General features: G+C 63.6%; 24 protein-coding genes and 2 pseudogenes. 9 read left to right on the top strand and 17 right to left on the bottom strand.

Going from position 1 to position 26106, the window contains the following annotated elements:
• Positions 1-42 precede the first annotated feature (42 nt).
• The 4 genes from NL528_RS07070 to argH form a co-directional block, all read right to left on the bottom strand.
• On the bottom strand, positions 43-873 hold the full coding sequence (locus NL528_RS07070) for a sulfite exporter TauE/SafE family protein (protein WP_309181979.1): 831 nt from the start codon (positions 871-873) through the stop codon (positions 43-45).
• 345 nt (positions 874-1218) lie between these two features.
• Entirely contained in the window at positions 1219-2484 is a 1266-nt protein-coding gene (gene lysA, locus NL528_RS07065; protein WP_309181978.1) for a diaminopimelate decarboxylase, read from the bottom strand.
• Between the two features lie 169 nt (positions 2485-2653).
• The gene (locus NL528_RS07060; protein WP_309181977.1) at positions 2654-2929 is read right to left on the bottom strand and encodes a lipoprotein; all 276 of its coding nucleotides are present in this window, start codon (positions 2927-2929) and stop codon (positions 2654-2656) included.
• Positions 2930-3032: 103 nt separating this feature from the next.
• Positions 3033-4430: an argininosuccinate lyase gene (argH, locus tag NL528_RS07055; RefSeq protein ID WP_309181976.1), complete on the bottom strand. Its 1398-nt coding sequence runs from the start codon at positions 4428-4430 to the stop codon at positions 3033-3035.
• Between the two features lie 112 nt (positions 4431-4542).
• Between argH and NL528_RS07050 the strand changes: the two genes are divergently transcribed.
• Positions 4543-5220 carry a TlpA disulfide reductase family protein gene (locus tag NL528_RS07050; RefSeq protein WP_309181975.1) on the top strand — a complete coding sequence of 226 codons (678 nt, stop codon included), beginning with the start codon at positions 4543-4545 and terminating at the stop codon, positions 5218-5220.
• Positions 5221-5229: 9 nt separating this feature from the next.
• On the opposite strand, the gene NL528_RS07045 is transcribed toward NL528_RS07050, so the two are convergent.
• The 6 genes from NL528_RS07045 to NL528_RS07020 form a co-directional block, all read right to left on the bottom strand.
• Positions 5230-5412, bottom strand: coding sequence for a hypothetical protein (locus NL528_RS07045; RefSeq protein WP_309184820.1), 183 nt, complete (start codon positions 5410-5412; stop codon positions 5230-5232).
• A gap of 235 nt (positions 5413-5647) precedes the next feature.
• A complete protein-coding gene (locus NL528_RS07040; protein WP_309181974.1) occupies positions 5648-6529 on the bottom strand; it encodes a 3-hydroxybutyryl-CoA dehydrogenase in 882 nt (293 codons plus the stop codon).
• 191 nt (positions 6530-6720) lie between these two features.
• A complete protein-coding gene (locus NL528_RS07035; RefSeq protein ID WP_309181973.1) occupies positions 6721-7665 on the bottom strand; it encodes an FAD-binding protein in 945 nt (314 codons plus the stop codon).
• Entirely contained in the window at positions 7665-8414 is a 750-nt protein-coding gene (locus tag NL528_RS07030) for an electron transfer flavoprotein subunit beta/FixA family protein (protein ID WP_309181972.1), read from the bottom strand. Before NL528_RS07030 ends, NL528_RS07035 begins: the two co-directional genes overlap by 1 nt.
• 116 nt (positions 8415-8530) lie before the next feature.
• The gene (locus NL528_RS07025; protein ID WP_309181971.1) at positions 8531-9103 is read right to left on the bottom strand and encodes a cob(I)yrinic acid a,c-diamide adenosyltransferase; all 573 of its coding nucleotides are present in this window, start codon (positions 9101-9103) and stop codon (positions 8531-8533) included.
• A gap of 68 nt (positions 9104-9171) precedes the next feature.
• Complete coding sequence (locus NL528_RS07020) at positions 9172-9366, bottom strand: twin transmembrane helix small protein (RefSeq protein ID WP_074271005.1); 195 nt, start codon at positions 9364-9366, stop codon at positions 9172-9174.
• A gap of 136 nt (positions 9367-9502) precedes the next feature.
• On the opposite strand from NL528_RS07020, the gene NL528_RS07015 reads away from it, so the two are divergent.
• Positions 9503-10396, top strand: a complete 894-nt coding sequence (locus NL528_RS07015; protein WP_309181968.1) for a YihY/virulence factor BrkB family protein — start codon at positions 9503-9505, stop codon at positions 10394-10396.
• Here the strand turns inward: NL528_RS07015 and NL528_RS07010 are convergent.
• Entirely contained in the window at positions 10323-11573 is a 1251-nt protein-coding gene (locus tag NL528_RS07010) for an ATP-binding protein (protein WP_309181967.1), read from the bottom strand. The genes NL528_RS07015 and NL528_RS07010 overlap by 74 nt on opposite strands.
• An 83-nt stretch (positions 11574-11656) precedes the next feature.
• A complete protein-coding gene (gene gluQRS, locus NL528_RS07005) occupies positions 11657-12529 on the bottom strand; it encodes a tRNA glutamyl-Q(34) synthetase GluQRS (RefSeq protein ID WP_309181966.1) in 873 nt (290 codons plus the stop codon).
• A gap of 236 nt (positions 12530-12765) precedes the next feature.
• On the opposite strand from gluQRS, the gene NL528_RS07000 reads away from it, so the two are divergent.
• Positions 12766-13413 carry a DNA-3-methyladenine glycosylase 2 family protein gene (locus NL528_RS07000; protein WP_309181965.1) on the top strand — a complete coding sequence of 216 codons (648 nt, stop codon included), beginning with the start codon at positions 12766-12768 and terminating at the stop codon, positions 13411-13413.
• Between the two features lie 2 nt (positions 13414-13415).
• Here NL528_RS07000 and NL528_RS06995 read toward each other — a convergent pair.
• A pseudogene (locus NL528_RS06995) lies at positions 13416-14063 on the bottom strand (LysR substrate-binding domain-containing protein); the annotation flags it as partial.
• On the opposite strand from NL528_RS06995, the pseudogene NL528_RS06990 reads away from it, so the two are divergent.
• From NL528_RS06990 to NL528_RS06975, 4 genes and pseudogenes are all read left to right on the top strand, one after another.
• Positions 14041-14214 (top strand): annotated as a pseudogene (locus tag NL528_RS06990) (long-chain fatty acid--CoA ligase); the annotation flags it as partial. The pseudogenes NL528_RS06995 and NL528_RS06990 overlap by 23 nt on opposite strands.
• 127 nt (positions 14215-14341) lie before the next feature.
• Entirely contained in the window at positions 14342-15430 is a 1089-nt protein-coding gene (locus NL528_RS06985; RefSeq protein ID WP_309181964.1) for a DUF2855 family protein, read from the top strand.
• Positions 15431-15525: 95 nt separating this feature from the next.
• Positions 15526-17313 (top strand): NAD(P)/FAD-dependent oxidoreductase, encoded by a 1788-nt coding sequence (locus NL528_RS06980; RefSeq protein WP_309181963.1) that lies wholly within the window; start codon positions 15526-15528, stop codon positions 17311-17313.
• A 119-nt stretch (positions 17314-17432) separates the two neighbouring features.
• A complete protein-coding gene (locus NL528_RS06975) occupies positions 17433-18404 on the top strand; it encodes a peptidyl-alpha-hydroxyglycine alpha-amidating lyase family protein (RefSeq protein WP_309181962.1) in 972 nt (323 codons plus the stop codon).
• Here NL528_RS06975 and NL528_RS06970 read toward each other — a convergent pair.
• Positions 18401-20161 carry a chloride channel protein gene (locus NL528_RS06970; protein WP_309181961.1) on the bottom strand — a complete coding sequence of 587 codons (1761 nt, stop codon included), beginning with the start codon at positions 20159-20161 and terminating at the stop codon, positions 18401-18403. The two genes, NL528_RS06975 and NL528_RS06970, sit on opposite strands and share 4 nt — an antisense overlap.
• 184 nt (positions 20162-20345) lie before the next feature.
• Here NL528_RS06970 and NL528_RS06965 point away from each other — a divergent pair, with 184 nt between their 5' ends.
• Positions 20346-20903: an HNH endonuclease gene (locus tag NL528_RS06965; RefSeq protein ID WP_074277668.1), complete on the top strand. Its 558-nt coding sequence runs from the start codon at positions 20346-20348 to the stop codon at positions 20901-20903.
• Positions 20904-20943: 40 nt separating this feature from the next.
• Here the strand turns inward: NL528_RS06965 and NL528_RS06960 are convergent, their stop codons facing one another.
• Both NL528_RS06960 and NL528_RS06955 read right to left on the bottom strand, forming a co-directional pair.
• Complete coding sequence (locus NL528_RS06960) at positions 20944-22362, bottom strand: M20 family metallopeptidase (RefSeq protein ID WP_309181960.1); 1419 nt, start codon at positions 22360-22362, stop codon at positions 20944-20946.
• Positions 22363-23300: 938 nt separating this feature from the next.
• Entirely contained in the window at positions 23301-23930 is a 630-nt protein-coding gene (locus NL528_RS06955) for a LysR family transcriptional regulator (protein WP_309181958.1), read from the bottom strand.
• Between the two features lie 122 nt (positions 23931-24052).
• Between NL528_RS06955 and NL528_RS06950 the strand changes: the two genes are divergently transcribed.
• Positions 24053-24730 carry an L-2-amino-thiazoline-4-carboxylic acid hydrolase gene (locus NL528_RS06950; protein ID WP_309181957.1) on the top strand — a complete coding sequence of 226 codons (678 nt, stop codon included), beginning with the start codon at positions 24053-24055 and terminating at the stop codon, positions 24728-24730.
• Between the two features lie 307 nt (positions 24731-25037).
• On the opposite strand, the gene NL528_RS06945 is transcribed toward NL528_RS06950, so the two are convergent.
• A complete protein-coding gene (locus NL528_RS06945) occupies positions 25038-25688 on the bottom strand; it encodes a hypothetical protein (protein WP_309181956.1) in 651 nt (216 codons plus the stop codon).
• Positions 25689-26106: the final 418 nt, after the last annotated feature.

The following is a 26106-nucleotide window of genomic DNA, read 5'->3' as shown; positions in this document are numbered from 1 at the left end:
CGGGCGATCGACTTGACGCCAAAGCGTCCGCGAACATGCTCGTCAGTGGGCGGTGCTGCGGGCGAAAGCGGTGATATTCGAGGATGACGAATGCAGCTCGTGGGATGCAAGATTGCCGGCAACCACGATCAGAGTTGTAGCGAGCACCAGTCGGAGCGCCGTTTCCGGTACGCGGTGCGCACAATAGCTGCCAATCAAAATGCCGGGCAACGAGCCCACCAGCAGCACGGCCATCAGGTGCCAGTCGATCGCACCCGTCGCCCAGTGTCCAATCCCGGCAACCAGCGTTAACGGCACCGCGTGCGCGATGTCGGATGCGACGATGCGCGCCATCGGCAGTTGTGGATAGAGCAGCAGAAGCGCGGTTACGCCGACAGCGCCGGCCCCGACCGAAGAAATCGAGACCAGCACGCCAAGCGCAACACCCACCAGCACGGTCGCGCGGGCGGCGGTGCCGGGGTTGATCTGCTCCAGACGCCGACGATAGCGCTGCATGATTGACTTACGGAATATCAGCGACACTGCGGTGAGCAGGAGCGCAAAACAGAGCACCAGGTTGACCAGGCTGCGCGAGGATTCGCCGCTGAGATCAAGCTGCCACAGAATAACGAGCGTCAGGATGCTTGCCGGGATGCTGCCGCTTGCGAGCCGGATCACCGCCGGCCAGTGGATGCTCCTCGCCCAACCGTGCGCCGCGGTCCCGGCGGTCTTGGTGGCAGCGGCGTAGAGCAGATCGGTGCCGACCGCCGTCGCCGGATGGACGCCGAACACCAGGATCAGCAACGGAGTCATCAGCGAGCCACCGCCCACGCCCGTCATGCCAACAAGAAGGCCGACGCCGAATCCCGAAACGACGTAGAGGGGATCGATCATGAGCTGTACAAATTCTCCGCTTCCGCTCGCTTGCCATCAACGCATGCCTTCGCCGGTCAGCCGGCCGCGCAACAGCTCGCCACAACGCTGTCCCGAAATGTCCAGCACGAGTCCAAGACATTAAGATCACCAGGCAGGTGCAGCAACCGTCCGGGGCCAAAAAGAAGAATTCATGCTTGTATCGGGAATAGGCAGTGGGTTTTACCCAATCGGACGACGCCCGGCGGAACCGGTGCTCCCGGGCTCCCGAGATCGTTGCCGCGGCGCCCACGTCAGGCGCGCAAAGCAACGATTAGCGGACGCGGCATTCGCTTTGAACGAACCGTTCCAGAAATACGCCTTGCCTCACAGCCACGGCGCCGGCTTGTCCATCGCGATCAGCGCCTCGACCTCGACGCGCGGGCGCACCACGGCGTATTGATCGCCCTTGACGAGGACTTCCGGCACCAGCGCGCGGGTGTTGTAGCTGCCGGACTGCACCGCGCCATAGGCACCGGCGGTCATGATCGCCAGGAGATCGCCGGCCTTGGGCTCCGGCAGATTGCGGTCGAGCGCGAGGTAATCGCCGGTTTCGCAGACCGGCCCGACCACGTCGGCGGTGATCGTGTCCGCGCCCTCCGCGGCCTCACGGACCGGCAGGATGTCGTGATGCGCCTCATACAAAGTGGGGCGGATCAGATCGTTCATCGCGGCATCGATGATGACAAAATTCTTGGCGTCGCCCGGTTTTACATAGATCACGCGGGTAACGAGGATGCCGGCATTGCCGACGATCATGCGTCCGGGTTCGAACATCAGCGTGCAGCCGAGATTATGCGTCACGCGCTTGACCATCGCGGCATAGGCGTCGGGCGCCGGCGGGGCTTCGCGGTCCATGTAATAGGGAATGCCGAGCCCGCCGCCGAAGTCGATATGCGAAATGGTGTGGCCGTCGGCGCGCAGCGTTTGCACGAATTCGGCCAACAGCCGGAAGGCGACCTCCAGCGGCCCCAGATCGGTGATCTGGCTGCCGATATGCACGTCAGCGCCGGTGACCTTGATTCCCGGCAGCTTGGCCGCGCGGGCGTAGACCTCGCGGGCGCGGGCGATCGGAATGCCGAACTTGTTCTCGGATTTGCCGGTCGAGATTTTCGCATGCGAGCCGGAATCGACGTCCGGATTGACCCGGATTGAAATCCGCGCGGTCTTGCCGCTTTCGACCGCCAGCCGCGACAGCAATTCGAGTTCGGGCTCGGATTCGACGTTGATGCAGAGAATGTCGGCGGCAAGTGCTGCGCGCAGTTCGGCCTCGGTCTTGCCGACGCCCGAGAACAGGATTTTTTGCGGCGGAATGCCGGCGGCCAGCGCACGCTTCAACTCGCCGCCGGAAACCACGTCGGCGCCGGCGCCGAGCTTGGCCAGCGTGCGCAGCACCGACTGGTTGGAATTGGCCTTCATGGCGTAGCAGACCATGGCCTTTTCGCCGGCGAAGGCTTCGGTAAAGACCCGGTAATGGCGCTCCAGGGTCGCGGTCGAATAGCAATAGAACGGCGTGCCGACGGCCTCCGCCAGATCGATAAGATTTACCGCCTCGGCGTGCAGCACGCCGTTGCGATAGTCGAAATGATTCATGGCTAGTGTTCCGGTTCTAACATTCGCAATACCTTGCAGCGAGCACATTTGCGAATGTTAGAACCTCAGGAACACTAGCAAAATATGACTCTGATGCGGCCCTGGATTTGACATTCGCCAGGAGGACTCGCGGCAACACTGTAGCGAATGTCAAATCCACCGCATCAGCTCAGTTACTGTTCAGCAGCGGGTCGAGGACGAATGATTTCTTGCGGCCCTTGGGCGCCTCCGGCGGAGCATCCGCGCCGTAGGTCGGATTGAACACGCCGGGCTGAGCGGCCCGCGCGGCGTCGGAATCCGGCGCCGCAGTCGCCTGAGGCGGTGCGTTCGCGGTCGGCGGCAGGTCGAGCGGGCCCTTGCGTCCACAGCCGCCCAGCGCGAGCACGATCACGCTCAGCAGGATGAGGGCCCATCCCGATGATGTCAGGCGGTAGTTACTGATCACGACGAAATCCCCAATAAGCGGCCGCACCTTACAAAGATTGCGTTGCCGTGGCGAGACCTGACGATCCCCCGATAATCATGAAATTGCAGCGAAATTTTTATCCTCAGCCCAATTTTCGCTCTTTTTCCAGCCGCTTCAGCCAGGCTTTGGCCTGCGCCTGCACGTTGTTCGGCGCGGTGCCGCCATAGCTGGTCCGGCTTTTCACGGAAGACTCGACCGAAAGCACCTTCAGCGCCTCGGCCGTAATCTTCGGCTCGACCGCCTGCATCGCCTCGAGCGGCAGTTCGTGCAGCGCCACGCCCTCCTTCGACGCCACGCCGACGATGCGTCCGGTGACGTGATGGGCGTCGCGGAACGGCATTTTCAGCGTCCGCACCAGCCAGTCGGCGAGATCGGTGGCGGTGGCATAGCCCTCGCCGGCGGCGGCTTTCATCCGCGCCTCGTCCGGCACCAGGTCTTCGACCATACCGGTCATCGCCCGGACCGCCAGGGAGAGCGCGCCGAACGCTTCCATCGCGCCCTGCTTGTCCTCCTGCATGTCCTTTTGATAGGCGAGCGGCAATCCCTTCATCACGATCAGCAAGCCGGTCAGCGCGCCGATCACCCGGCCGGTCTTGGCGCGTACCAGTTCGGCCGCGTCGGGGTTGCGCTTCTGCGGCATGATCGAGGAGCCGGTCGTGAACTTGTCGGAGAGCCGCACCAGGCCGACCAGCGGCGAGGTCCAGATCACGATCTCCTCGGCAAAGCGCGACAGATGCACGGCGGCGATCGACGCCGCCGACAGAGTTTCGAGCACGAAGTCGCGGTCGGAAACCGCGTCGAGCGAATTGGCCATCGGCCGGTCGAAGCCGAGCGCCTTCGCCGTCGCATTCCGGTCGATCGGAAACGACGTGCCGGCCAGCGCCGCGGCACCAAGCGGGGATTCGTTCAGGCGCTTGCGTGCATCGGCAAACCGGCCGCGGTCGCGCGCGGCCATCTCGACATAGGCGAGCAGATGGTGCCCGAACGTGACCGGCTGCGCAGTCTGCAGATGGGTGAAGCCCGGCATCACGGTCGCGGCATGTTCCAGCGCCCGCGTCGCCAGCGCGTGCTGGAACGCGGCCAGCGCCGCATCCGTCTCGTCGATGGTGTCGCGGACAAACAGCCGGAAATCGGTTGCGACCTGGTCGTTGCGCGAGCGCGCGGTGTGCAGCCTTCCCGCGGCGGGCCCGATCAGTTCGAAAAGCCTGCTCTCGACATTCATGTGAATGTCCTCGAGCGCGCGCTTGAATTCGAACGATCCCTTGCCGATTTCTGACAAAATCGTGTCTAGACCTTTATCGATATTTTTCGCATCACCAGCGGTGATAATACCCTGCGCCGACAGCATCGCGGCGTGGGCCTTGGACGCGGCGATGTCTTGGGCATAGAGGTGACGATCGACTTCGATGGAGACGTTGATTTCCTCCATGATCGCATCAGGACGTTCCGAGAACCGGCCGCCCCACATCTTGTTGCTCATGACTTCTTATCCAGAACTTGCATTTATCGCCGGGGCCAGCGAAACGCCGGGCCGGTCTCGACCGTAGTATTCGGCACTGCATAGCCGTATCTGATACAGGATGACAAACGATATGCCCGAAACGCCCCAGCTTCCCTCGGCCGCCACGCGCCGGATCCCGCTTGCCATCGGCGCGGTCGTGGTGGGCACGCTGATCGGATTTGCCGGGGTTTATGGGGTCGGCGGCCTCAAGCGCGGCGCGAGCGGCGATTCCGCCTGCAATGGCGCCGTCAGCCTCGCCCAAAAGATCGGGCCACTGGCGCATGGCGAAGTCGCCGCCCTGACCATGGCGACAACCCCCTTGCGGCTGCCGGATCTGGCCTTCGAAGATGCCGACGGCAAGCCCCGAAAACTGTCCGACTGGCGCGGCAAGACCGTGCTGCTCAACCTGTGGGCCACCTGGTGCGTGCCGTGCCGTAAGGAAATGCCGGCGCTGGACAGCCTGCAGACCAAGCTCGGCGGCAAGGATTTTGAGGTGGTCGCGATCAACATCGACACCCGCGATCCCGACAAGCCAAAAAACTTCCTGAAAGACGCCAATCTGACCCGGCTCAGCTATTTCACCGACCAAAAAGCCAAGGTTTTTCAGGACCTTAAGAGCATAGGCAAGGCGCTGGGGATGCCCACCTCGGTATTGGTGGATGCCCAAGGCTGCGAAATCGCCAACATTGCCGGTCCGGCCGAATGGGCCAGCGACGACGCCATCAAGCTGATCAAGGCCGCGGTGCAGCCGGCGGCCGCAGGGTTTTAGGCGGAAATTTCAGGCGGAGATATTGAGATTGCCGCCGACGCCCGGGCCGAGATTGGCGGTCGAAGGCGATGACTGGCCGCCCAGAAGGGTCAGGACCGCGGATTTCTCGGCGTCGGCGTTGGATTTCATGATCGTGGCCGCGACCTGCATCTGGGTATTCCCCGCTTGAGCGGAAAGAATACTCGAGATCATATCCATACGCAGGACCCCCGAACGCGGGGAGACTAGCGGACGGGGGTTAACGAATGCTGGAATTTCTGGGCAGGAGACAACGGCCCTGACAGCGATTGAACCTGTCATACGCGGGCTTGACCCGCGTATCCATCATTCTCCACTAAATGCATTTTCAGAGAGGACGGATTGCCGGGTCATAGGCGAGCGGAAGCGACGCCGTCCTTCGGACGGCTATGCCCGGCAATGACGAAACTCAGCGCGTCGGGACCGGCTTTTCGCCGCGGTAGTCGTAGAAGCCGCGCTGGGTCTTGCGGCCGAGCCAGCCGGCCTCGACATATTTCACCAGCAGCGGGCACGGCCGGTATTTGGAGTCGGCGAGCCCCTCATGCAGCACCTGCATGATCGACAGGCAGGTATCGAGGCCGATGAAATCGGCCAGCTCCAGCGGCCCCATCGGATGATGCGCGCCGAGCTTCATCGCCGCATCGATCGCCTCGACATTGCCGACGCCCTCATAGAGCGTGTAGATCGCCTCGTTGATCATCGGCAGCAGGATGCGGTTGACGATGAAGGCGGGGAAATCCTCGGACACCGCGATCTGCTTGCCGAGCCTCGTGACGAATTCCTTGGCGGTGTCGAAGGTCGCGTCGTCGGTGGCGATGCCGCGGATCAGTTCAACCAGCTCCATCAGCGGCACCGGATTCATGAAATGAATGCCGATGAAGCGCTCGGGACGGTCGGTCGATGCCGCAAGCCGCGTGATCGAGATCGACGAGGTGTTGGACGCGACGATCGCCTCCGGCTTCAGCACCGCGCAGACGTCGTGAAAGATCTTGCGCTTGGTCTCTTCCTTCTCAACCGCGGTCTCGATCACGAGATCGCAGTCCGCCAATCCATCGATCGTCTCCGCTGGGACGATCTTGCCGAGCGCCTGCTTGCGCGCGTCCTCGGTAATGATCTTCTTGACCACTTGGCGCGACAGATTGCCGTTGATGGTCGCCATCGCCGATTTCAGCCGGTCGGCGGATATGTCGTTGAGCACCACGTCGAAGCCGGCGAGCGCCGCCACATGCGCAATGCCATTGCCCATTTGGCCCGAACCGATCACGCCGACTTTCTTGATTGGCACCGTCATAATGTCATCCACCGGAACGGCGCGCACATCGCGCCTGCCCATGCCCATAAAGCCTCGGTTCTAACCGCGGCTTTAAATCTATGTTTAACGCGTTTTCTTCACGCGAAGCGGGATCCACTTCGCTTGAAAACGCTGTCCCTAAAACCAACACCGGCCGGACTTTCGTCATCCGGCCGCCGTTTGACTGTCGCTTACTTTCCGAGCTTGCCGAGCGCCTCGGTCAGTTCCGGAACCGCCTGATAGAGGTCCGCGACCAGGCCATAATCGGCGACCTGGAAAATCGGCGCGTCCTCATCCTTGTTGATCGCGACGATCACCTTGGAATCCTTCATGCCGGCGAGATGCTGGATCGCGCCGGAGATTCCTATCGCGACATATAGTTCGGGCGCCACCACCTTGCCGGTCTGGCCGACCTGCCAGTCGTTCGGCGCATAGCCGGCATCGACCGCGGCGCGCGAGGCGCCGACGCCGGCCCCGAGCTTGTCGGCGAGCGGCTCGATATATTTGGCAAAATTCTCGCGGCTCTGCATGGCACGGCCGCCGGAGACGATGATCTTTGCCGAGGTCAGTTCGGGGCGGTCGCTTTTCGCGACCTCCTCGCCGACGAAGCTGGAGAGGCCGGGATCGGCCGCGGACGCAGTGTTCTCCACCGGCGCACTGCCGCCGTCGCCGGCGGCCGCGAAGGTCGAGGTCCGCACCGTGATCACCTTCTTGGCGTCCTTCGATTTCACGGTCTGGATCGCGTTGCCGGCATAGATCGGCCGCTCGAACGTATCGGGAGAAACCACCTTGATGATCTCGGACACCTGCATGACGTCGAGCAGCGCTGCAACCCGCGGCATCACGTTCTTGAAGCGCGAGGTCGCGGGCGCGACGAAGGCGTCGTAGCCGGGCGCCAGCGCCACGATCAGCGCGGCCAGCGGCTCGGCCAAATCGTGCGCATAGGCGGCACCATCCGCCAGCAGCACCTTCTTGACACCGGCGAGCTTGGCGGCGGCGTCGGCGGCCGCCTTGGCATTTTCACCGGCGACCAGCACATGCACGTCGGCGCCGAGTGCGGCAGCCGCGGTCAGCGCCTTGTTGGTGGAATCCTTGATCGACGCATTGTCGTGTTCGGCAATCAACAGCGTGGTCATCAGAGAACCCCGGCTTCGGTCTTGAGTTTCGAGATCAGCTCGGCGACGTCCTTGACCTTGACGCCGCCCTTGCGGCCCGGGGGTTCCGTGGTCTTCAGCACTTCGAGATGCGGCGTGAGATCGACGCCGTAATCGGACGCGCTCTTGTCGTCGATCGGCTTCTTCTTCGCCTTCATGATGTTGGGCAGGCTCGCATAGCGCGGCTCGTTCAGCCGCAGATCGGTCGTTACGATCGCCGGGCCCTTCAATTTCACGGTCTGCAGGCCGCCGTCGACCTCGCGCGTCACCTTGAAATCGGAGCCGTCGACTTCGAGCTTGGAGGCAAAGGTCGCCTGCGACCAGCCGAGCAGCGCCGCCAGCATCTGGCCGGTCTGGTTGCTGTCGTCGTCGATCGCCTGCTTGCCGAGAATGACGAGGCCGGGCTTCTCCTGGTCGACGACGGCTTTCAGAATCTTCGCGACCGCCAGCGGTTCCACATTGCCTTCGGCCTTGACCAGGATGCCGCGGTCGGCGCCCATCGCAAGACCGGTACGGATGGTCTCGGAGGCCTGCGCCGGACCGATCGACACCACCACCACTTCAGTCGCCTTGCCGGCCTCTTTCAGCCGCAGGGCTTCCTCGACGGCGATTTCGTCGAACGGATTCATCGACATCTTGACGTTGGCCAGTTCCACGCCCGTTCCGTCGCTCTTGACGCGGACCTTGACGTTGAAATCGACCACCCGCTTTACCGGCACAAGAACCTTCATCGATCCTCTTTCGCTTGAATTCTTCAGGTTTGGTTGGCTTGGGCGCGGAACCTAAAGGTCCCGCTATCGGCGGTCAACGCGCGAAAGCCAAAAATCGCCCCCCGGATATGGCTACCTTAGCGGTTCTGGCCGGGCACCCACAACACGTCTCCGGCGCCATTATCGTTCATGGCGCGGCTGGCGACAAACAGGAAGTCCGACAGCCGGTTCATATACTGGATGGCGGGCTCGCTGACGGGCTCGTCCGGCTTGGCCGCGAGTTCCACCATCATCCGTTCCGCCCTGCGACATATGGTGCGGGCGAGATGCAGATATGCGGCTGCCGGGGTACCGCCGGGCAGAACAAAAGAGGTCAGGGGCGACAACCGCGCGTTCAGGCCATCGATATCGTGCTCGAGCCGTTCGACCTGGCTCGACAGCATGCGCAACCGCTCCGCCTTGCCGTCGCGCTGGGGCACCGCGAGATCGGCGCCAAGATCGAACAGATCGTTCTGGATCAGGCCCAGCATGGTATCGAGCTCGCGCGCGTCCTTCAGATGCAGCCGCACCACGCCGATCGCGGCGTTGGTCTCGTCCACGGTGCCATAGGCGCTGACGCGCAGATCATATTTCGGACGGCGCTCGCCACTGCCGAGCGCCGTGGTGCCGTCATCGCCGGTTCGCGTATAGATTCGGTTGAGCACGACCATTTGCGGGTCCTTTAATGTTTGCGCATGATCTTTCCGGAAAACCGGCTTCCACTTTTCCGGATCATGCGCTAGCGGCCCATCGCCCAGACCGCGAACATGGTGATGACGATCGCGACGAATTGCAGCAGCACCCTCAAGCGCATCAATTGCTGCGAGCGGTTCGGCGAGCCGCCGCGCATCATGTTGATGAGGCCGAGCAGCAGTACGATCGCCACGGCCGCAACCGCGATGGGGAGGACAATTGAACTCAGGAAGGATGCCATTGGCGCTACATAACACCGCGCGGAGCCGACCGCTACACGCTCACAGGTTGCTTAACGATCTGGCTTTTAGCCCAATAATATCAGAAGCTAGGCCAATCTTCGGATCGAGCCGTTAATTGCCGGATCAAGGTGGTATGTGAGACAGCTCCGCTACGTCTATCACGTCGTGTTGGATGCATTTTACACGTTCCTCGCCGACGATGGCTGGGCGATCGCGAGCCATATCGCGCTGTCGACGTTGATGGCGCTGTTTCCGTTCCTGATCGTGCTGACGTCGCTGGCCGGCTTTTTCGGCTCCAAGGAGCTGGCCGACCAGGCGGTGGGCCTGTTGCTGCAGGTCTGGCCGAAACAGGTCGCCGATTCGCTCTCGGAGCAAATCCACGAAGTGCTGACGACGTCGCGCGGCGACATCCTCACGATCGGCGCGGTGCTCGCGGTGTATTTTGCCTCGAACGGCGTCGAGGCCCTGCGGGTGGCGCTCAACCGCGCCTATGCGGTGGGGGAGCCGCGACGCTGGTACTGGCTGCGGCTGGAATCGATCGGCTACACGCTGGTCGCGGCCATCACGGCGCTGGCGATGGCCTTCCTGATCGTGCTCGGTCCCCTCTTCATCGAGGCGGCGCGGCGTCATATTCCCTTCTTCGTTGAATCCAACGAGAGCATCCTCAACTTCGCGCGCTACGGCATCACGATCACGGCGCTGGTCGTCGCGCTGGTCATTCTGCATGCCTGGCTGCCGGCCGGTCGCCGCAGGTTTCTGCATATCCTGCCCGGCATCATCTTCACCATGATCGCTTCGCTGATCTCGGGCGTCGTGTTCGGCCAGTATCTCGCGCGCTTCGCCAATAATTACGTCACGATGTATGCGGGGCTGGCGTCGGTCATTATCGCACTGGTGTTCCTGTATTTCATCGCCGCGATCTTTGTTTACGGCGGTGAACTGAACGCGGCGATCATCAAGTCGCACGTGCCGCACGACGTGTCGCTTCATGCAGCGCAGTCGCTAAGGCGCGCGGACTCACAGGCTTGACCAGGAAGGCGTCGGCGCCGGCCGCGCGCGACGCCGCCTCGTCCTCAGCCCTGCCCGACACCCCGATGATCGCGATGCGGCCGAGCGGCGGGTCGAGCGCGCGGATCCGGCGGATCGCCTCGACGCCGTTGATGCCCGGCAGCACCATGTCCATCAGCACCGCATCGAAGGCGCCTTGCGCGAGCCGTTCCGGCGCCGCCTCGCCGAGGCCGATGAACTCCGCATGATGGCCGAGTTCGGTGAGGATGGCGTTGAGCACGACGCGGCCGAACGGATTGTCTTCGACGCTGAGCAGCCGCAGCGGCTGCGCCGCACCTGAGGATCCATCGGCGTCGGCAATCTCGGCTCTCCTGGCGGTTTTGGCGCGGGTCAGGGTCACCGCCAGGGTGAAGATGGTTCCGCCGCCGCGCCGGGGTGCGACGACGATGTCGCCGCCCATCGCGCGCGCGATTTGTTTGACCGACGACAGCCCGAGCCCGGCGCCGCCGAACCGCGCGGCAATGCTGACATTGGCCTGCGAGAACGGCCGGAACAGGCGCTTGATTTCACCGAGCGCGAGACCGATGCCGCTGTCCGATATCGTAAAGGCGACGCTGACCCTGCCTTTGGGGCCGCGCAGCGGCGCGACCGTCAGCGCAACCACGCCCTGTTCGGTGAACTTCACCGCATTGTCGATCAGGTTTTCCAGCGCCGCGCGCAGCCGGACGGGATCGCCGACCACGAACGCCGGCAGCTTCTCGGAGATATCGACGGAAGATTGCAGGCCTTTCGCCGCCGCCCGCCCCGCCAGCGAATCGCCGATGCTGCGGGCGAGCACCCGCAGATCGAACAGATCCTGCCGCATCCCGGCGGCAGGACCCCGGCTTCGCGCCGCGTCGACGAACAAGGTCGCAAGGCTCGCCAGATGTTCCGCGCCGGCCTTGATGGTGTCGACCCAGCGCCGCTCGCGCGCATCGAGGTCGGACGTCGCCAGCAGATTGCTGATGGCGAGAATTCCGGTCAGGGGCGTGCGCACCTCATGGGCGAAGGCCGCCAGCGCCGCTTCGACCATGCCGGCTTCAGCCTTGGTTGCATTGCGCTTGCGCCGCGCCTTCGCGGCCGGCATAGGCACACGCTTCTTCGCCGGCCGCTTTTTGGTCAGCCGCGTTGTGCCCCCTGCGCGCGGTTTTGCCGCCATGATTCCCCTTAACCCCGTCCCTGCCGAAGAATTGCATGGCCGGGCCACGGGAGTCACGGAGCCGTTTAGCCGTCTCCGTAGAACTACGGCAGCCCGACCAAATCGCGAATATCGGCCGGAGTTGCGCCCTGCGCCCGCAATTCCCGCAGGCCGGTCGCCGCGGTCGATTTCGAGAGTTTCTGCCCGCCGGCGTCGCGAATCAGCCGGTGATGCCGGTAACCGGGTTGCGGCAGACCGAGCAGATCCTGCAGCAGGCGATGGACGCTGGTCGACCAGAACAGGTCCTGGCCGCGCACCACATCGGTGACGCCCTGCAAGGCGTCGTCGATCACGACCGACAAATGATAGCTGGTCGGAATCTCCTTGCGCGCCAGCACCACGTCGCCCCAGGCTCCCGGCAGCGCGGTCACGGCGCCACGCTCGCCGTCGGGACCTTCGCCATGCTCGGTCCAGCCGAGTTCCCCGGCACGCGCACAGGCCGCTGCCATGTCGAGCCGCCGGGCATAGGGCACGCCTTCCGCGATCAACCGCGCGCGCTCGTCCATGGAGAGCGATTTCGCGGTGCCGGGGTAGAGCGACGCACCGTCGGGATCGCGCAGCCATGTTCCCTTGGTCTCGCGTTGCGCGACCAGGCGCGCGATTTCCGCGCGGCTCTCAAAGCTCGGATAGATCAGCCCCTCGGCCGCCAGCCTTTCGACCGCGTCGCGATAGCTCGAAAAATGCTCCGATTGCCGCCGCACCGGCGTTTCCCAGGTAATCCCGAGCCAGGCGAGGTCCTGATAGATCGCGGCCTCGAATTCCGGCCGGCACCGCGTCGCGTCGATATCCTCGATGCGCAGCAAAAATCTTCCGCCGGCCCGGCGCGCCAGATCGAAATTCAACAGCGCCGAACAAGCGTGGCCGAGATGGAGATAACCGTTCGGGCTTGGCGCAAAACGGAAAACGGAGGGCGGCATTCAAGAGGTCTCGTCTTGCCCGGGCATAGTAGTCTGCCTTGCGCAGACTACGTAAACTTGTCTGCGCTCCCGGGCATCCACGTCTTCGGCGCCGCGTGAGAAATTTGTCAAGTGAAGCCACAAACTGGTGCCAGTAAGACGTGGATGGCCAGGCATGGGCGAGCGGAAGCGACGCCGTCCTTCGGACGGCTATCCCCGGCCATGACGAAGAAAGAGAAACCCGCTAAGTCTCTCCCATGCTCATCCATCTCAACACCCAGGCCGATCTCGAAGACGCCGTCCAGGCCCTGGTTGAGCAGGACCCGCGGCTGAAGCCTGTTCTCGAGCAGACCGGGATGCCGGCGCTGCGGCAGCGCGAGGCCGGCTTTGCCGGCCTTGCTGCGATCGTCTGCGGCCAGCAACTCTCGACCGCGAGTGCAGCGGCGATCTGGGCACGCATCAGTGCCGCCTTCGACCCGTTTCATCATGACGCGATTCGAAAGGCGCGCGCCGACCGCCTCGGCCGGCTCGGGCTGTCGGCCGCCAAGATCAAGACCCTGAAGCACATCGCGCGCGAGCTGGCCGAGGAACGCCTGAACCTCGACGTGCTCGCCAACGAGGACGCCGACGCCGCCCACAACACGCTGACCTCGCTGCCCGGCATCGGCGCCTGGACCGCCGACGTCTATCTGCTGTTTTGCCTCGGCCATGGCGACGCTTGGCCCGCCGGCGACCTTGCGGTGCAGGAGGCCGTGAAGATCGGGCTCGGCCTGAAGACGCGTCCGACCGCGAAACAAATGACGCCGCTGGCCGAGCCGTGGCGGCCGTTGCGCGGCGCGGCGGCGCATCTGTGGTGGAGCTATTACCGGGTGCTGAAAAAGCGAGAGGGCGTGATTTCAAAGTAGCCCTAGCCGCGAAGCCGCACCCGGTCCTCGCGCGCGCATGCAGTGACGAAGTCGATCACCGCGCGTACCGCGGGGAGTTCGACAAGGTCCGGATGCGCCAAGAGCCAGAGATCCGCCACGCTGACGAGCTTCTGCGGGGCGACGCGAACCAGATCGGGGTCATCGGCGGCGACAAAGCAGGACAGCGCCGATATTCCAAGGCCCGCCCTTGCCGCGGCCAGCATGTCGCCCTGGGACGAGCAGCGCAGCACGACCGATCCCTGCCGGGTGATGAAGTCGCTCCAGCGCGCCAGACGCTCGTTCGACGCCCGGTCGGCGAAGCCGATGACGCTGTGTCCCTTCCATTCGTCGCGCCGTTCCGGCAGCCGCCGGCGCGCCGCGTAGTCGCGCGAGGCGTAGAAGCCGGTCCCGAGGCGGCCGATCTTGCGGCCGATCAGGTTCTCTTCACCGCTGTCGACCGGGCGCAGCACGACATCGGCCTCGCGGCGTCGCGCGCTGGCCGGAAACGGATGGGTGATGATCTCCAGCTGGATATGGTCGTGCGCGCGCAGGAATGGCCCGAGCCGCGGCATCAGCCAGTGGGAAGCCAACGTCGCACCGATCGACAGCTTGACCACGCCGCGCGCCGCCGCGCTGTCGCCCGCGGCCGTGCAGGATTTTTTGCGCGGCCGTCTCGCCAATTTCAAGGTGCCGAAGGACATTCAATTCCTCGACGCACTGCCGCGCGAAGCGACCGGCAAGATCTTCAAGCGCAAGCTGCGCGATCCTTATTGGCAAGGCCATATTCGCGCCGGGGCATGATGACCGGTCACAAAAGCCGAACGTTGTTTTAAACAAACGACGTCCGTTTTAAACAATGTTGCTGTTGCAAAATGCCCGAAGGCGGCGGCAAAGATCGCGGCAGCAAAACAACGCCGGGATCGAAACCATGAAATCCACCGACTTCATCGTCGCCCGCGATGACCTGCAGCAATGCAAGGTGATCGAGACACAGCTGCCTGATGCCGCAACGCTGCCCGATGATGCGTTGCTGGTAAAGGTCACGCGCTTCGCGCTCACCGCCAACAACATCACCTACGCCGTAACAGGCGATCAGCTGAAATATTGGCAGCTGTTTCCGGCGCCGAACGGCTTTGGCAACATTCCGGTGTGGGGATTTGGCGAGGTGACCGCCTCGAAACATCCCGGCATCGCCGAGGGCGAAATCCTGTTCGGCTATTTCCCGATGGCGACGCATCTCGTCATCGAGGCCGCCGACGTCAGCAAGCGCGGTTTGCGCGATGCCGCCGCGCATCGCCAGGGCGTCGCCCCGGTCTACAATGCCTATGCCCGCGTCAGCGGCGCCCCTGCCTTCGCCGGGCGGCAGGGCGACTGGCAGGCGCTGCTGCGGCCGCTGTTCATGCTGTCGTTTCTGGTCGACGACTTCCTGGCCGAGAACGATTTCTACGGCGCGCGCAGCATGCTGCTCTCGAGCGCCTCCAGCAAGACCGCGTTCGGGCTTGCCCATCTGCTGCATTTGCGCGAAGGCATTAAGGTAATCGGCCTGACTTCGGCATCGAATACGAAGTTTGTCGAATCGCTCGGCTGCTACGACGAGGTCGTCACCTATGATCGCGTGACCTCACTGCCGACGAACGCGCCGGCCGCGTTCGTCGACATGGCGGGCAACAGCGAACTCCGCGAACGGCTGCACCGGCATTTCGGCGACCAGATGAAATACTCCGGACGGATCGGGCTGACGCATCGCAGCTCCTCGCCGAACGAGCCGGTATTGCCGGGCGCCAAGCCGGCGTGGTTCTTCGCGCCCGACCAGATCCGCAAGCGCGCGAAGGAATGGGGACCCGGCGGCGTCGACGCGCGGTTCGGCGCAGCCTGGGCAGGTTTCGCGCCGAAGCTGGACCAATGGCTCACCGTGACCGAAGGCCGTGGGTCGGCTGCCGTGCAAGCAGCCTATCTCGATACCCTCAACGGCCGCGTGCCGCCGGATCAAGGGCATATCCTGTCGCTGGCGGAATAGGCGGCATCTCCTCACGCCCTTTCTGCGCCGTCCCCAATGGGTATAGGGTTCCGACCAGGGAAACGCCGCGTAGACGGCTGCTGAGAGAGACGCGCATGCTCGATAAAACCGACGATCTTTCGCTCGCCGTCGATAATTGGCTGACGCAATTCGAGGCCGCATTGGCTGAACCCGATGACGGCGCGCTGGAGAGCCTGTTTCATTCCGACAGCTACTGGCGCGACGTGCTGGCGCTGAGCTGGAACATCCAGACCATCAATGGCGCCGATGCGATCCTGAAGGAGTTGCCGACCCACGCCCGCCGCGCCGCGCCGTCCGGGTTCGCGATCGATCCCGGCCGCCGGGCGCCGCGCAAGGTGATGCGCGCGGGCACCTACGCGATCGAGGCGATCTTCAAATTCGAGACGGGTGTGGGGCGCGGCAGCGGCATCGTCCGCCTGATCCCGGACGATGCCGACGGCCACACGCTGAAAGCCTGGACGCTGCTGACGGAGCTTGGCGAACTCAAGGGTTTTGAGGAGCAGCTGGGGACAGCGCGCCCGCGCGGCAATGCCTATTCGCGGGATTTTCGCGGCCCCAACTGGCTCGATCTGCGCAAGGCCTCGGCGGCCTATGCCGACCATGATCCCACCGTGCTCGTCATCGGCGGCGGCCAGTCCGGGCTGTGCATCGCGGCCCGGTTGAAGCAATTGAATGTCGATACGCTGATCGTCGATCGCGAACAGCGCATCGGCGACAATTGGCGCAAGCGCTATCACGCGCTGACGCTGCACAATCAGGTCCAGGTCAACCACCTGCCCTATATGTATTTCCCGCCGAACTGGCCGACCTATATCCCGAAGGACAAGCTCGCCAACTGGTTCGAGGCCTATGTCGAAACCATGGAGCTGAATTTCTGGACCGGAACCGAATTCGAGGGCGGCAGCTATAACGAGAAGGAAGGCCGCTGGACCGTGACGCTGCGCCGCGCCGACGGCTCAAAGCGCACCATGCATCCGCGTCACGTGGTGCTCGCGACCGGCGTCAGCGGCATTCCGAGCGTGCCGGATATTGCCGGCATCAAGGATTTCGCGGGCAAGGTGATGCATTCCAGCCAGTACGACGACGGCGAGAACTGGAAGGGCAAGCGCGCGATCGTCATCGGCACCGGCAACAGCGGCCACGACATCGCGCAGGACCTCTGTTCAAGCGCCGCCGAGGTGACGCTGGTGCAGCGCAGCCCGACGCTGATCGTCAGCATCGAACCGTCGGCGCAACTGGTCTACGCGCCCTATAATGACGGCACGCTCGAGGACAACGATTTGATCGCGACCTCGATGCCGCTGAAGCTCGCACGCAAGAGCCACGCCATGACGACGGAGAAATCCAAGGAGCTCGACAGGGAATTGCTGGAGGGACTGGCGCGCGCAGGCTTCAAGCTCGACTTCGGCGAGGACAATACCGGCTGGCAGTTCAAGTACCTCACCCGCGGCGGCGGCTATTATTTCAACGTCGGCTGCTCCGACCTGATCGTCAAGGGCGAGATCGCGCTGAAGCAGTTTGCCGATATCGATACATTCGTCGCCGCCGGCGCCAGGATGAAGAGCGGCGAGACGCTTGCCGCCGATCTGGTCGTGCTCGCGACCGGCTACAAGCGCCAGGAAGAACTGGTGCGCAAGCTGTTCGGCGAAGCCGTGGAAGAGCGCGTCGGCACCATCTGGGGTTTTGGCGACGGGCAGGAACTGCGCAACATGTACACCCGCACCGGGCAGCCTGGTTTGTGGTTCATCGCCGGCGGCCTGGCGCAATGCCGGATCGGCTCGAAGCATCTGGCGCTGCAGATCAAGGCGATCGAGGAAGGGTTTTTGCCGCGTGGTGCTGGGCCGCGGGCGGCGCTTGGATGAATCAACCAACTAACACCGTCATTCCGGGGCGCGAAGCGAACCCGGAATCTCGAGATTCCGGGTCTGGTCCTTCGGACCATCCCGGAATGACAACTCCAAAAAATCCGGGGGAATCACACATGCCGACCATTCTCGGCTCGGGCGAACATTGCTACCGCGTGGTGGAAAACTTTGCAAAACTGCCGGCGGGATGGAGTCTGACCGATGTCGCTTCGGTCGCGGTCGACAGCAAGGACCGTATCTACGTCTTCAACCGCGGCGACCATCCGATGGTGGTGCTCGACCGCGACGGCAATTTCATCACCAGCTGGGGCGAAGGCCTGTTCAACCGCGCCCACGGGCTGCACATCGACGCCGACGACAACCTTTATTGCACCGATGACGGCGACCACACCGTGCGCAAGTGCGCGACCGACGGCAAGGTGCTGCTGACCATCGGTATCCCGAACAAGCCGGCGCCGTTCATGAGCGGCGAGCCGTTCCACCGCTGCACCCATACCGCGCTGTCGCCGAACGGCGAGATCTACGTCTCGGACGGCTACGGCAATGCCTGCGTCCACAAATACACGCCGGACGGCAGGTTGCTCAAAACCTGGGGCGAGCCCGGCACCGATCCCGGCCAATTCAACATCGTCCACAACATCACCACCGACGCCGACGGATGGGTCTATGTCGCCGACCGCGAGAACCACCGCGTGCAAGTGTTCGACGGCAACGGCAAATACGAGGCGCAGTGGAACAATCTGCACCGTCCCTGCGCGCTGCATTGCTGCGGCGGCAAGCACCCGCACTTCATCATCGGCGAACTCGGCCCCGGCATGGCCGTCAATCGCAAGGTGCCCAATCTCGGCCCGCGCCTGAGCATCGTCGATTCGAAGGGCAAGCGCATCGCCCGGCTCGGCGGCGAGAACGGGCCGGGGCTGGAGACCGGCAAATTCCTGGCGCCGCACGGCATCGCCTTGGATTCGAAGGGCGACATCTATGTCGGCGAGGTCGGCGTCACCGACTGGAAGACGAGCTTTCCGGATACCGAGATGCCGGAGGAGGTGAAAGTGGTTCGCTGCCTGCAGAAGCTGGCGAAGGTCTCCTAGATCTCGCCAACCGCCTCGCGCCGCCGCCGGTCGGATTCTTCCGCATAGCGCCGCATCGCGTGGGCCTCGGTGAGGATCCCGATCGGCCGGTGTTCGCCGCCGGCTTCGACCACCGCCAATGATTCCGCTTCGGCGGCGTCGAAGACGGCGATGGCTTCCTGGATGTTCATGACCGGATGCAGCACCACATCCCGGTGATGAAGGATGTCGACGAGGCCGTTCTTGGCCACGATTTCCGGGGTGTGCGCTTCGGCCACCAGCGCCAGCCCGACATAGCGTCCGTCGCCATCGACGGCCACGACCTGGGTCTTCGAGCCCAGCGGAAATTTTTCGCGAAACTCCTCGATGCCGATGCCGGCGTCGACCGTCGCCAGATCCGGCCGCATCAGGCGGCGGACGGTGAGGTCCCTGATCCAGCCGACATCGGCGGCGCTGCGGATGGTTTCGCCGCGCAGATGCAATCGCCAGGTCGCGAACGAATAGCCGAACAATTCGCGGGTGATCTGGGTCGAGATCATGACCGCGACCAGCACGATCGTGGTGAGCCAGAGATTGCCGGTCGATTCCAGCGCGATGAACGACATGGTCAGCGGTCCGCCGATCACCGATGCCGACAGCGCGCTCATGCCGATGATCGCGTAGACGTTGGGATCGAGCGCCAGACCCGGCCACACCAGGTCGACGCCGGCGGCGAACAGGCGGCCGCCGAGCGCGCCCATGAACAGGGTGGCGAAAAACAATCCGCCGCGAAAGCCGCTGCCGAGCGAGATGATCGAGGCGATCGCCTTGAGAACGAACACGCCGGCAATGATCTGCAGCGGCATCGAGACAATGCCGGAAAAATGCAGCGCGCCATGGCCCGACGACATCACCTGCGGCGTCAGCAGCGCGAGCAGGCCGACGGCGAGGCCGCCGAGCGCCGGGCGCAGCGGCGCCCACAGCCGGGTTTTTACCAGCACCGCTTCGCACAGCGCCACGCCGCGCATGATGACGATGCCGAACAGCGCCGCCAGAATCCCGAGCAGGGCTGCGATCGCGAGATCCCGCCCGAGCACATCGCCGACCGGGCCGACGCCGATGCCGAGCGACAGCGCCGCAAATCCATGGGTGACGAAATAGCCGGCCACCGCGGCGACGCCGACCGGCGTCAGGCTGGCCGGGGTATAGCCCCCGATCACGAGTTCGAACGCATAGAAGGCGCCGGCCAAGGGGGCTCCGAACGCGCCCGCAATCGCGGCCGCCGCGCCGCAGCCGACCATGATTCGCTGGTCGGCGCGGCGCAGGTGAAAGCCGCGGCCCAATGAGGCGGCGAGGCCGCTGGAAAGCTGGGTATAGCCCGCCTCGAGCCCGACCGACGCCCCGACGCCCGAGGACCAGATCGTCTGCAGCGCGACGATGACGCTGCCGCGAAACGACATCCGCCCGCCATGCAGGGCATTGGCCTCGATCGGGTCGATTTCGCGCGCCGGCCGCCATCCCGACAGCCACAGGAACGCCACCCCCAGCAACAGCCCACCAAGGCTCGGAACCAGCAGGGCCCGCAGCGTATCGATGCTGGCCTGGCTCGAGAGCCGCTCCCGGATGCTGATGTTGAACAACAGCGCGTGAAGCCCGGCCACCGCGATGCTCATCGCCAGCACCACCAGGCCGCCGATGGTCCCGATCAGCGCCGCAAGCACGACCAGGCTGGTTTCATGGGCGCGAACGAACGCCCGCAGCCGGCGCGGCGCTTCGAGGTAACGGGAGGGGGTGGTCATCTCAAGGGGTCCGTCAGCGGCCAAATACAGCCCGTCCGCCCCTTTAGCGGTGTTCCCGCCACCGATGCAATCGTGGCGGCGCGATGGCGGATAAGCCGCTCAATGCTCTTCACAATCCCGTCACGCTGCCTGTAGTATGTCAACGCATGCTGCTTCGCAGCGATATGGAGGCCAGGAGCGTTACTTGAACGCACATGTCTCACAAGGCGGTTGGCCGGTACTGGTGCTGAACGCGGATTTCCGGCCGCTCAGCTACTATCCGTTGTCCCTTTGGTCGTGGCAGGACGCGATCAAGGCGGTGTTCCTCGACCGCGTCAATATCGTCGAGCACTACGACCGCGCGGTGCGCAGCCCCACTTTCGAAATCCAGCTGCCCAGCGTGGTGTCGCTGAAATCCTTCGTGAAGCCAACGACGCACCCCGCCTTCACCCGGTTCAATGTCTTCCTGCGCGACCGCTTCATCTGCCAATATTGCTCGGCGCATGACGATTTGACCTTCGATCACATCATCCCGCGCAGCAAGGGTGGCCAGACCACCTGGGAGAACGTGGTCGCGGCCTGCTCGCCCTGTAACCTGCGCAAGGGCAATCTGACCCCGCAGCAGGCCCGGATGTTCCCGAGGCAACACCCGTTCGCCCCGACCGTGCACCAGCTGCACCGCAACGGGCGGCTGTTCCCGCCGAACTATCTGCACGATAGCTGGCTGGATTATTTGTACTGGGATACCGAGCTCGATCCGTAGGGTTTGCGCGCGTCCCTCCTGCGAAATTTTTGTTCACCCTTCACGCCACCGACATGTCCAGCGGCGGCGCGACATTGTCCGGCAGCGGGCTGACATAGGGCGTGCGGGCGGTGCGCTTGTTGAGGTCGGCCTTGGCGGCGGCAATCAGTTCCGGCTCGTTCAGCGCCTGGATGCCGAGCCCGGCCATGGCCTTGGCGGCCTGCACCATGGCCTTGTGGGCGTGCGGGCTCTTGCCCTGCGCCACGACCTGCCAGGTGTGGAACGGGGTGCCGATCGCGACCGTCGGGGCATGAACCTGAACGGTCGGAACCACCCAGCTCACATCGCCGACATCGGTCGAGCCGATCAGCGGATTGCGCCGGGCGTCCAGCGGCACGATGAAATCGGCCAGCGGCCGGTCGGTCGGATCCATGCCGATCGTGTGATAGACGGAGGCGATGTCCTTGTCGGTCAGGGTGGCTCGGATTTTTGCGGCGAATTCTTCGTCCGCCTCGTCGAAATGCGGCGGACCGAGATCCTCCATGATGCGGTGGAGGGCTTGCTCGAGCGGGGTGTTGGCCAGAACGTTGGAGACCGCGGAAATGATCCGCATCTCCATTTTGGTCTCGGTCATCAGCGCAGCACCCTGCGCGATCTTGTGAACGCGCCCCACCAATTCGTTCATGCCGGGCAAATCGCGGGCGCGGATGGAATAGCGCACGCGGGCGTGGGCCTGCACCACATTGGGGGCAATGCCGCCGGCGTCGAGCAGCGCATAATGGACGCGGGCGTCGCTCGGCATGTGCTCGCGCATGTAGTTGACGCCGACATTCATCAGTTCCACCGCGTCGAGCGCGCTGCGGCCAAGATGCGGCGAGGCCGCGGCATGCGAGGTGCGCCCGGTGAAGATGAAATCGGCCCGCGTGTTGGCGAGCGATGGCGTCACCACCACCTCCCAGAAACTGCTGGGGTGCCAGGTGATGGCGATGTCGGCATCATCGAAGGCGCCCGAGCGCACCATGAAGGTTTTCGCAGCACCGCCCTCTTCCGCGGGACAGCCATAATAGCGCACACGCCCCGGCACCTTGTGGATGGCCAGCCAATCCTTCACGGCGGTCGCCGCGAGCAGCGCGGCCGAGCCCAGCAAATTGTGGCCGCAGCCATGGCCGTGGCCACCGGCCTCGACCGGGCGAGGCTCCGCCACGCCCGCTTCCTGGCTCAAGCCCGGCAGCGCGTCGTATTCGCCGAGGAAGGCGATGACGGGGCCGCCCTCCCCCCACTCGCCGATCACGGCGGTAGGAATATCAGCGACATTCTCGCTGATGCGAAAGCCCTGATGGCGCAGTTCGGCCAGATGTTCGGCGGAAGAGCGCGCCTCGGTGTAGCACACCTCGGGCATCGCCCAGACCCTGTCGCTGAGGTCGACGAAACGCGGTTTGATCGCGTCAACGCCACGCCAGATGTCGCTGCGGTTGTCCATCTTCTGGTCCTCGATCCCTGTGAGAGCGAAAAAATGCTATCAGCTTCGCCGGACCCCGCCTAGCGCCGGCCGTGGCACCAGCCATGCCGGCGGCGCGAAGGATATGCGCAAGCGATCTCGCGGCGCGATACGCCCGAGCTTTGCGAAGGCACTCCCTCAAAAAAGAGGGAGCGGGGAATGCCGGATGCGCGCTGCACCCGCGGTCTCGTGTGCAAAATTTGTGCGAAGAAACGCACACGAGCATACAGGTTCAGCGGAGGCAATCCGGCATTCCCTGCGCAATGGCTTTACGGCTTATGGCGCGCTCTCCCCGGCGACGAATTCATCTTGTCACCGTCATCGGCGAATTAGCGGCTTTGCCAAACCCGGTCGGGCTGACAAAAACCTCCGCCGACTTGACACCGGCAACGGGTGCCAGAACCACACGCTTTTGCCGTACGCTTCAGCGCCGTTCGTCCTGCGCGCCGGTGAATCGCTCACGAGAGAACTCGCCCTGCAACACCGCTTCGCGCCGACGCTTCCGCGTCCACCGCATCCTTATCCCACGTTCGTGACGACGCGCGACCGCCCCTCTTACCGGGAAAGGATGGGGCAAGCTGGTAGCGCTGATTTGCCCGACGGGACCAGCGGAATTTTGCCCGTCGGGTTAATATGCCGCAGGCCTGTAGGGCGGATTGGAGCCCACCGGGTCGCGCCAAGGCGCGGCCCGTTGGGCGTAATCCGCCGTGATGGATTCCAGATGTCGAACGACCGTCGCGCGGCGTGATCTCCGTTTCATCGCGACGCGCCTTTCGAAGCGATTGGCGGCGCCGCATTTCGGCGTATGGCGATCGCGGCTGGCCTAAAGTGGCGGATTACGCCCATCGGGCCGCGCTTTGCGCGGACCCGTTGGGCTCCAATCCGCCCTACGAGCTCCTCCAAATGATAAAGCACCTGCCTCAACTTCCGATGATGCCGACCAGACGAGGGCTGCGGCGGCTTGCGAGCGCGTTCTCGGCCGGCAGGGCGCGCAGCCATTCGCGGAAGCTGACGACCTCGGGACAATCCGCAGTGCCTTCAGGCGCAATCAGCCAATCACCCAAACCGGATCCCTCATTGACCCGGTCGCAGCGATAGCCCGGATGGTGGCCAAGACCGCGGGCTATCAGCAGGTCGACCTTGCCCTCGACCAACTCGTGCAAGCCGGCGGGCTGCAGCACCCGCAAACCGATTTCCGCATGCGCGCTACGAAACTCCGCCAACTCGAGGCGGCGCAGATCGAAGCTGACATGGACCCCCAACTGCAGCAGCACCGCACCTGCCGGTTTCAATTGCGAGGTCGCGTCCGCAATGCGACGAAAACCATCGGATATCCCGGGCAGATAGGCCTGACCGGCCGCGGTCAGGATGAGCTGCTTATGCAGCCGCTCGAACAGGCGTACGCCGAGGCGCGCCTCCAGCGCTTTCACCTGCTGCCCCACGGCGGCGGGCGTCACGTGCAGCTCGTGCGCGGCCAGCTTGAAGCTGAGATGCCGCGCGGCGGCTTCGAATGCGCGGAGCGCGTTGAGTGGTGGAAGGGCGTAGGTCATCGCGCTGCATGGCCGTGGCCTTGCAATAGATTTTCTAATGTTTGACCGAAGGAACCATGCTTTGCGCTGACTTGGTGTCCCCGGTTACGGTCGGTTCGCAACATCCGGAGATTAGGTGCCCAATGGCTGCGATTATCCATCCCTTCTACGAGCAGCATCGCGGTGCAATGGAGGCCGCCATGCGCCATCGCCTCGACCTTGCCGAGGCGATGTTGTGCGAGCGCGCGCATCTATCCAATATTGACGGGATCAGGCAGGAGGTGATGGACGAATTCGAAATCGTGCTCACCCAAATGCCCTATGTCGGAGGCGCGGCAAGTCGTATGAGCGATTTCTTCATGCGTCTCATGGGCTTTATGGCCATCAGCCGAGTGCTCCGGCGACACGGCGTGTCGCTGTCCGTGATCGGCGAAATCGAGCGAGAGACCTACAAGGCGCAATTGCTCACCGTGCCCGAAGCGGAACGTCTCGCCTCGGGGCGTCAATTCATGTCATCAGAGAATCAGACTTTGCTGCGCGAGCAGGCTGCAAAAAGCCATCAGAAAGAGTTTCCGGAGGATTTCGTCTACGATTTCGTCGAGCCGGGCCCGGGTGACAACTTTGAATTCGGCATCAACTACAAAGCTTGCGGCTTTTGCAAATTCGCGGCTCGCCATGGAGATAAAGAAATCTTGCCGAACATTTGCGGGCTTGATTTCGACGCCTATGCAACGCGAGGCATCCACCTGGAAAGGACGCAAACGTTGGCTGGCGGCGCGAACCACTGCGATTTCCGATTCTCGCGGCTCCCGTCGGACTAGGACGACGCACGTGTGTGCTTCGGGTCATTCGCGTCGCCTTTGACTAGAGCGTGATGAGTTTAGGTTGAAGCGCATGGTCAACTTCTCCCTCGCCCCGCTTGCGGGGAGAGGGTCGGAGGCGGCCTTATGGCCGCCGTTCTTGGTAGAAGAACGCCGATGCGAAGCATCGGCTATGGTGAGGGGGAATCTCCACGAGTTCAGTGCGCGGAGAGTCCCCCTCACCCGAAGCCTTCGGCTTCGACCTCTCCCCGCAAGCGGGGCGAGGTGACCCGAACGCTGACGCCGGTTCAACCCGAAATCATCAGCCCTAGTTTACCGGCTTGATCTCGGAAAAAACCGTGCTGAGACTGTCCACGATGGGCTCGGCATCGACTGCCATGGCGGATATCTTCAGTTCCGGGAAGTATACCAGAAACCGGTGCCTTGTGCGGGCGGCATCGCCGGTGGTGTCACTCTCTCCATGGATCGCCTGGAGGACGCAGGATCCAACCGCGATTGTTTCTTCTGATTTGAATTTGTAGGAGACCGTGCTGGTTTTCTCCTCGGTGCTGCCGTCACCGTCCGTTGTTGCCGCATGCATCCTGTAAGTCAGGTCCGATCGGCGATCAAAATTCCCGGGGAGTCCATCAGCCGTATATTTCGCTGTTCTATGCGAATATTTGCCAACATAGGTTGTCGACATCTCCGCCGATGCGACGACGCCATCGACATAGGTTGCCTTCGTGACGAAAACGGGTGGGTTTGGGCGGGTGGACGGCGGCATCTGGCGAATCCAGATGACGTCATCGCCCGATTTGTCTCGATAGATCTGAACACGCGTCGTCGTCCCGTCCTGGCCATGATAGGCCAACTCGACGGGAACCATGGAATTTTTGACGGCGTCGCAGTCGACGGAAGGCGGGGATTGCGCCGACGCAGAACTCGCAAACAGCAAAAGCGATATCGCAACAATACGCATGGGTCGTCCTCGATCCGGGCCACGATCAAGACCGGGCGCGATTTCACGATCAATACGCGGTTGGCCATCCCTATCCGCTATTATCCGTTATCGTCTGTCGCTCATCACGGCTTGGAAGTTCAATCGCGGCTTTAGCCCCCGTGCGCTGATACGACTCGACCGGAAGCTGGCGGCGAAGGCACGGGTTCTGCGACCTCCGGCGACGTCCGCTATTCCCCCGCTATGGGCGGACAAGCGGCGTGCCCGACCCTGGCACCCGATTTATGAGTACACGGCCCAACTAATGCGCGCCGACCGCCCAATCCGGCTTTTGCGCATTCCGCACAATGCGCAGTCCTGGCGAAGGGCCTCCACGCGGCAACCGAATGATTGTCGCCGCGGAGGAGTAACGTTTAGCAGCAGAAAGATTTGATGGTCG

Source organism: Bradyrhizobium sp. Ash2021 (assembly GCF_031202265.1).
In the GTDB taxonomy this organism is placed as follows: Bacteria; Pseudomonadota; Alphaproteobacteria; order Rhizobiales; family Xanthobacteraceae; genus Bradyrhizobium.
Note: the sequence above shows the minus strand (reverse complement) of the source record. Positions and strands in the feature narration are given on the sequence as shown.

What these genes read in the sequence shown, in the direction of transcription:
- NL528_RS06955 (WP_309181958.1), bottom strand. Translation starts at nt 23,930, where the DNA reads ATGACCTACGCCCTTCCACCACTCAACGCGCTCCGCGCATTCGAAGCC.
- NL528_RS06960 (WP_309181960.1), bottom strand. Translation starts at nt 22,362, where the DNA reads ATGGACAACCGCAGCGACATCTGGCGTGGCGTTGACGCGATCAAACCG.
- NL528_RS06950 (WP_309181957.1), top strand. Translation starts at nt 24,053, where the DNA reads ATGGCTGCGATTATCCATCCCTTCTACGAGCAGCATCGCGGTGCAATG.
- NL528_RS07040 (WP_309181974.1), bottom strand. Translation starts at nt 6,529, where the DNA reads ATGACGGTGCCAATCAAGAAAGTCGGCGTGATCGGTTCGGGCCAAATG.
- NL528_RS06980 (WP_309181963.1), top strand. Translation starts at nt 15,526, where the DNA reads ATGCTCGATAAAACCGACGATCTTTCGCTCGCCGTCGATAATTGGCTG.
- NL528_RS07010 (WP_309181967.1), bottom strand. Translation starts at nt 11,573, where the DNA reads ATGGCGGCAAAACCGCGCGCAGGGGGCACAACGCGGCTGACCAAAAAG.
- NL528_RS06945 (WP_309181956.1), bottom strand. Translation starts at nt 25,688, where the DNA reads ATGCGTATTGTTGCGATATCGCTTTTGCTGTTTGCGAGTTCTGCGTCG.
- NL528_RS07035 (WP_309181973.1), bottom strand. Translation starts at nt 7,665, where the DNA reads ATGACCACGCTGTTGATTGCCGAACACGACAATGCGTCGATCAAGGAT.
- NL528_RS07025 (WP_309181971.1), bottom strand. Translation starts at nt 9,103, where the DNA reads ATGGTCGTGCTCAACCGAATCTATACGCGAACCGGCGATGACGGCACC.
- NL528_RS07020 (WP_074271005.1), bottom strand. Translation starts at nt 9,366, where the DNA reads ATGGCATCCTTCCTGAGTTCAATTGTCCTCCCCATCGCGGTTGCGGCC.
- argH (WP_309181976.1), bottom strand. Translation starts at nt 4,430, where the DNA reads ATGAGCAACAAGATGTGGGGCGGCCGGTTCTCGGAACGTCCTGATGCG.
- NL528_RS07030 (WP_309181972.1), bottom strand. Translation starts at nt 8,414, where the DNA reads ATGAAGGTTCTTGTGCCGGTAAAGCGGGTGGTCGATTTCAACGTCAAG.
- NL528_RS07045 (WP_309184820.1), bottom strand. Translation starts at nt 5,412, where the DNA reads ATGATCTCGAGTATTCTTTCCGCTCAAGCGGGGAATACCCAGATGCAG.
- NL528_RS06985 (WP_309181964.1), top strand. Translation starts at nt 14,342, where the DNA reads ATGAAATCCACCGACTTCATCGTCGCCCGCGATGACCTGCAGCAATGC.
- NL528_RS07000 (WP_309181965.1), top strand. Translation starts at nt 12,766, where the DNA reads ATGCTCATCCATCTCAACACCCAGGCCGATCTCGAAGACGCCGTCCAG.
- lysA (WP_309181978.1), bottom strand. Translation starts at nt 2,484, where the DNA reads ATGAATCATTTCGACTATCGCAACGGCGTGCTGCACGCCGAGGCGGTA.
- NL528_RS06975 (WP_309181962.1), top strand. Translation starts at nt 17,433, where the DNA reads ATGCCGACCATTCTCGGCTCGGGCGAACATTGCTACCGCGTGGTGGAA.
- gluQRS (WP_309181966.1), bottom strand. Translation starts at nt 12,529, where the DNA reads ATGCCGCCCTCCGTTTTCCGTTTTGCGCCAAGCCCGAACGGTTATCTC.
- NL528_RS07070 (WP_309181979.1), bottom strand. Translation starts at nt 873, where the DNA reads ATGATCGATCCCCTCTACGTCGTTTCGGGATTCGGCGTCGGCCTTCTT.
- NL528_RS06970 (WP_309181961.1), bottom strand. Translation starts at nt 20,161, where the DNA reads ATGACCACCCCCTCCCGTTACCTCGAAGCGCCGCGCCGGCTGCGGGCG.
- NL528_RS07050 (WP_309181975.1), top strand. Translation starts at nt 4,543, where the DNA reads ATGCCCGAAACGCCCCAGCTTCCCTCGGCCGCCACGCGCCGGATCCCG.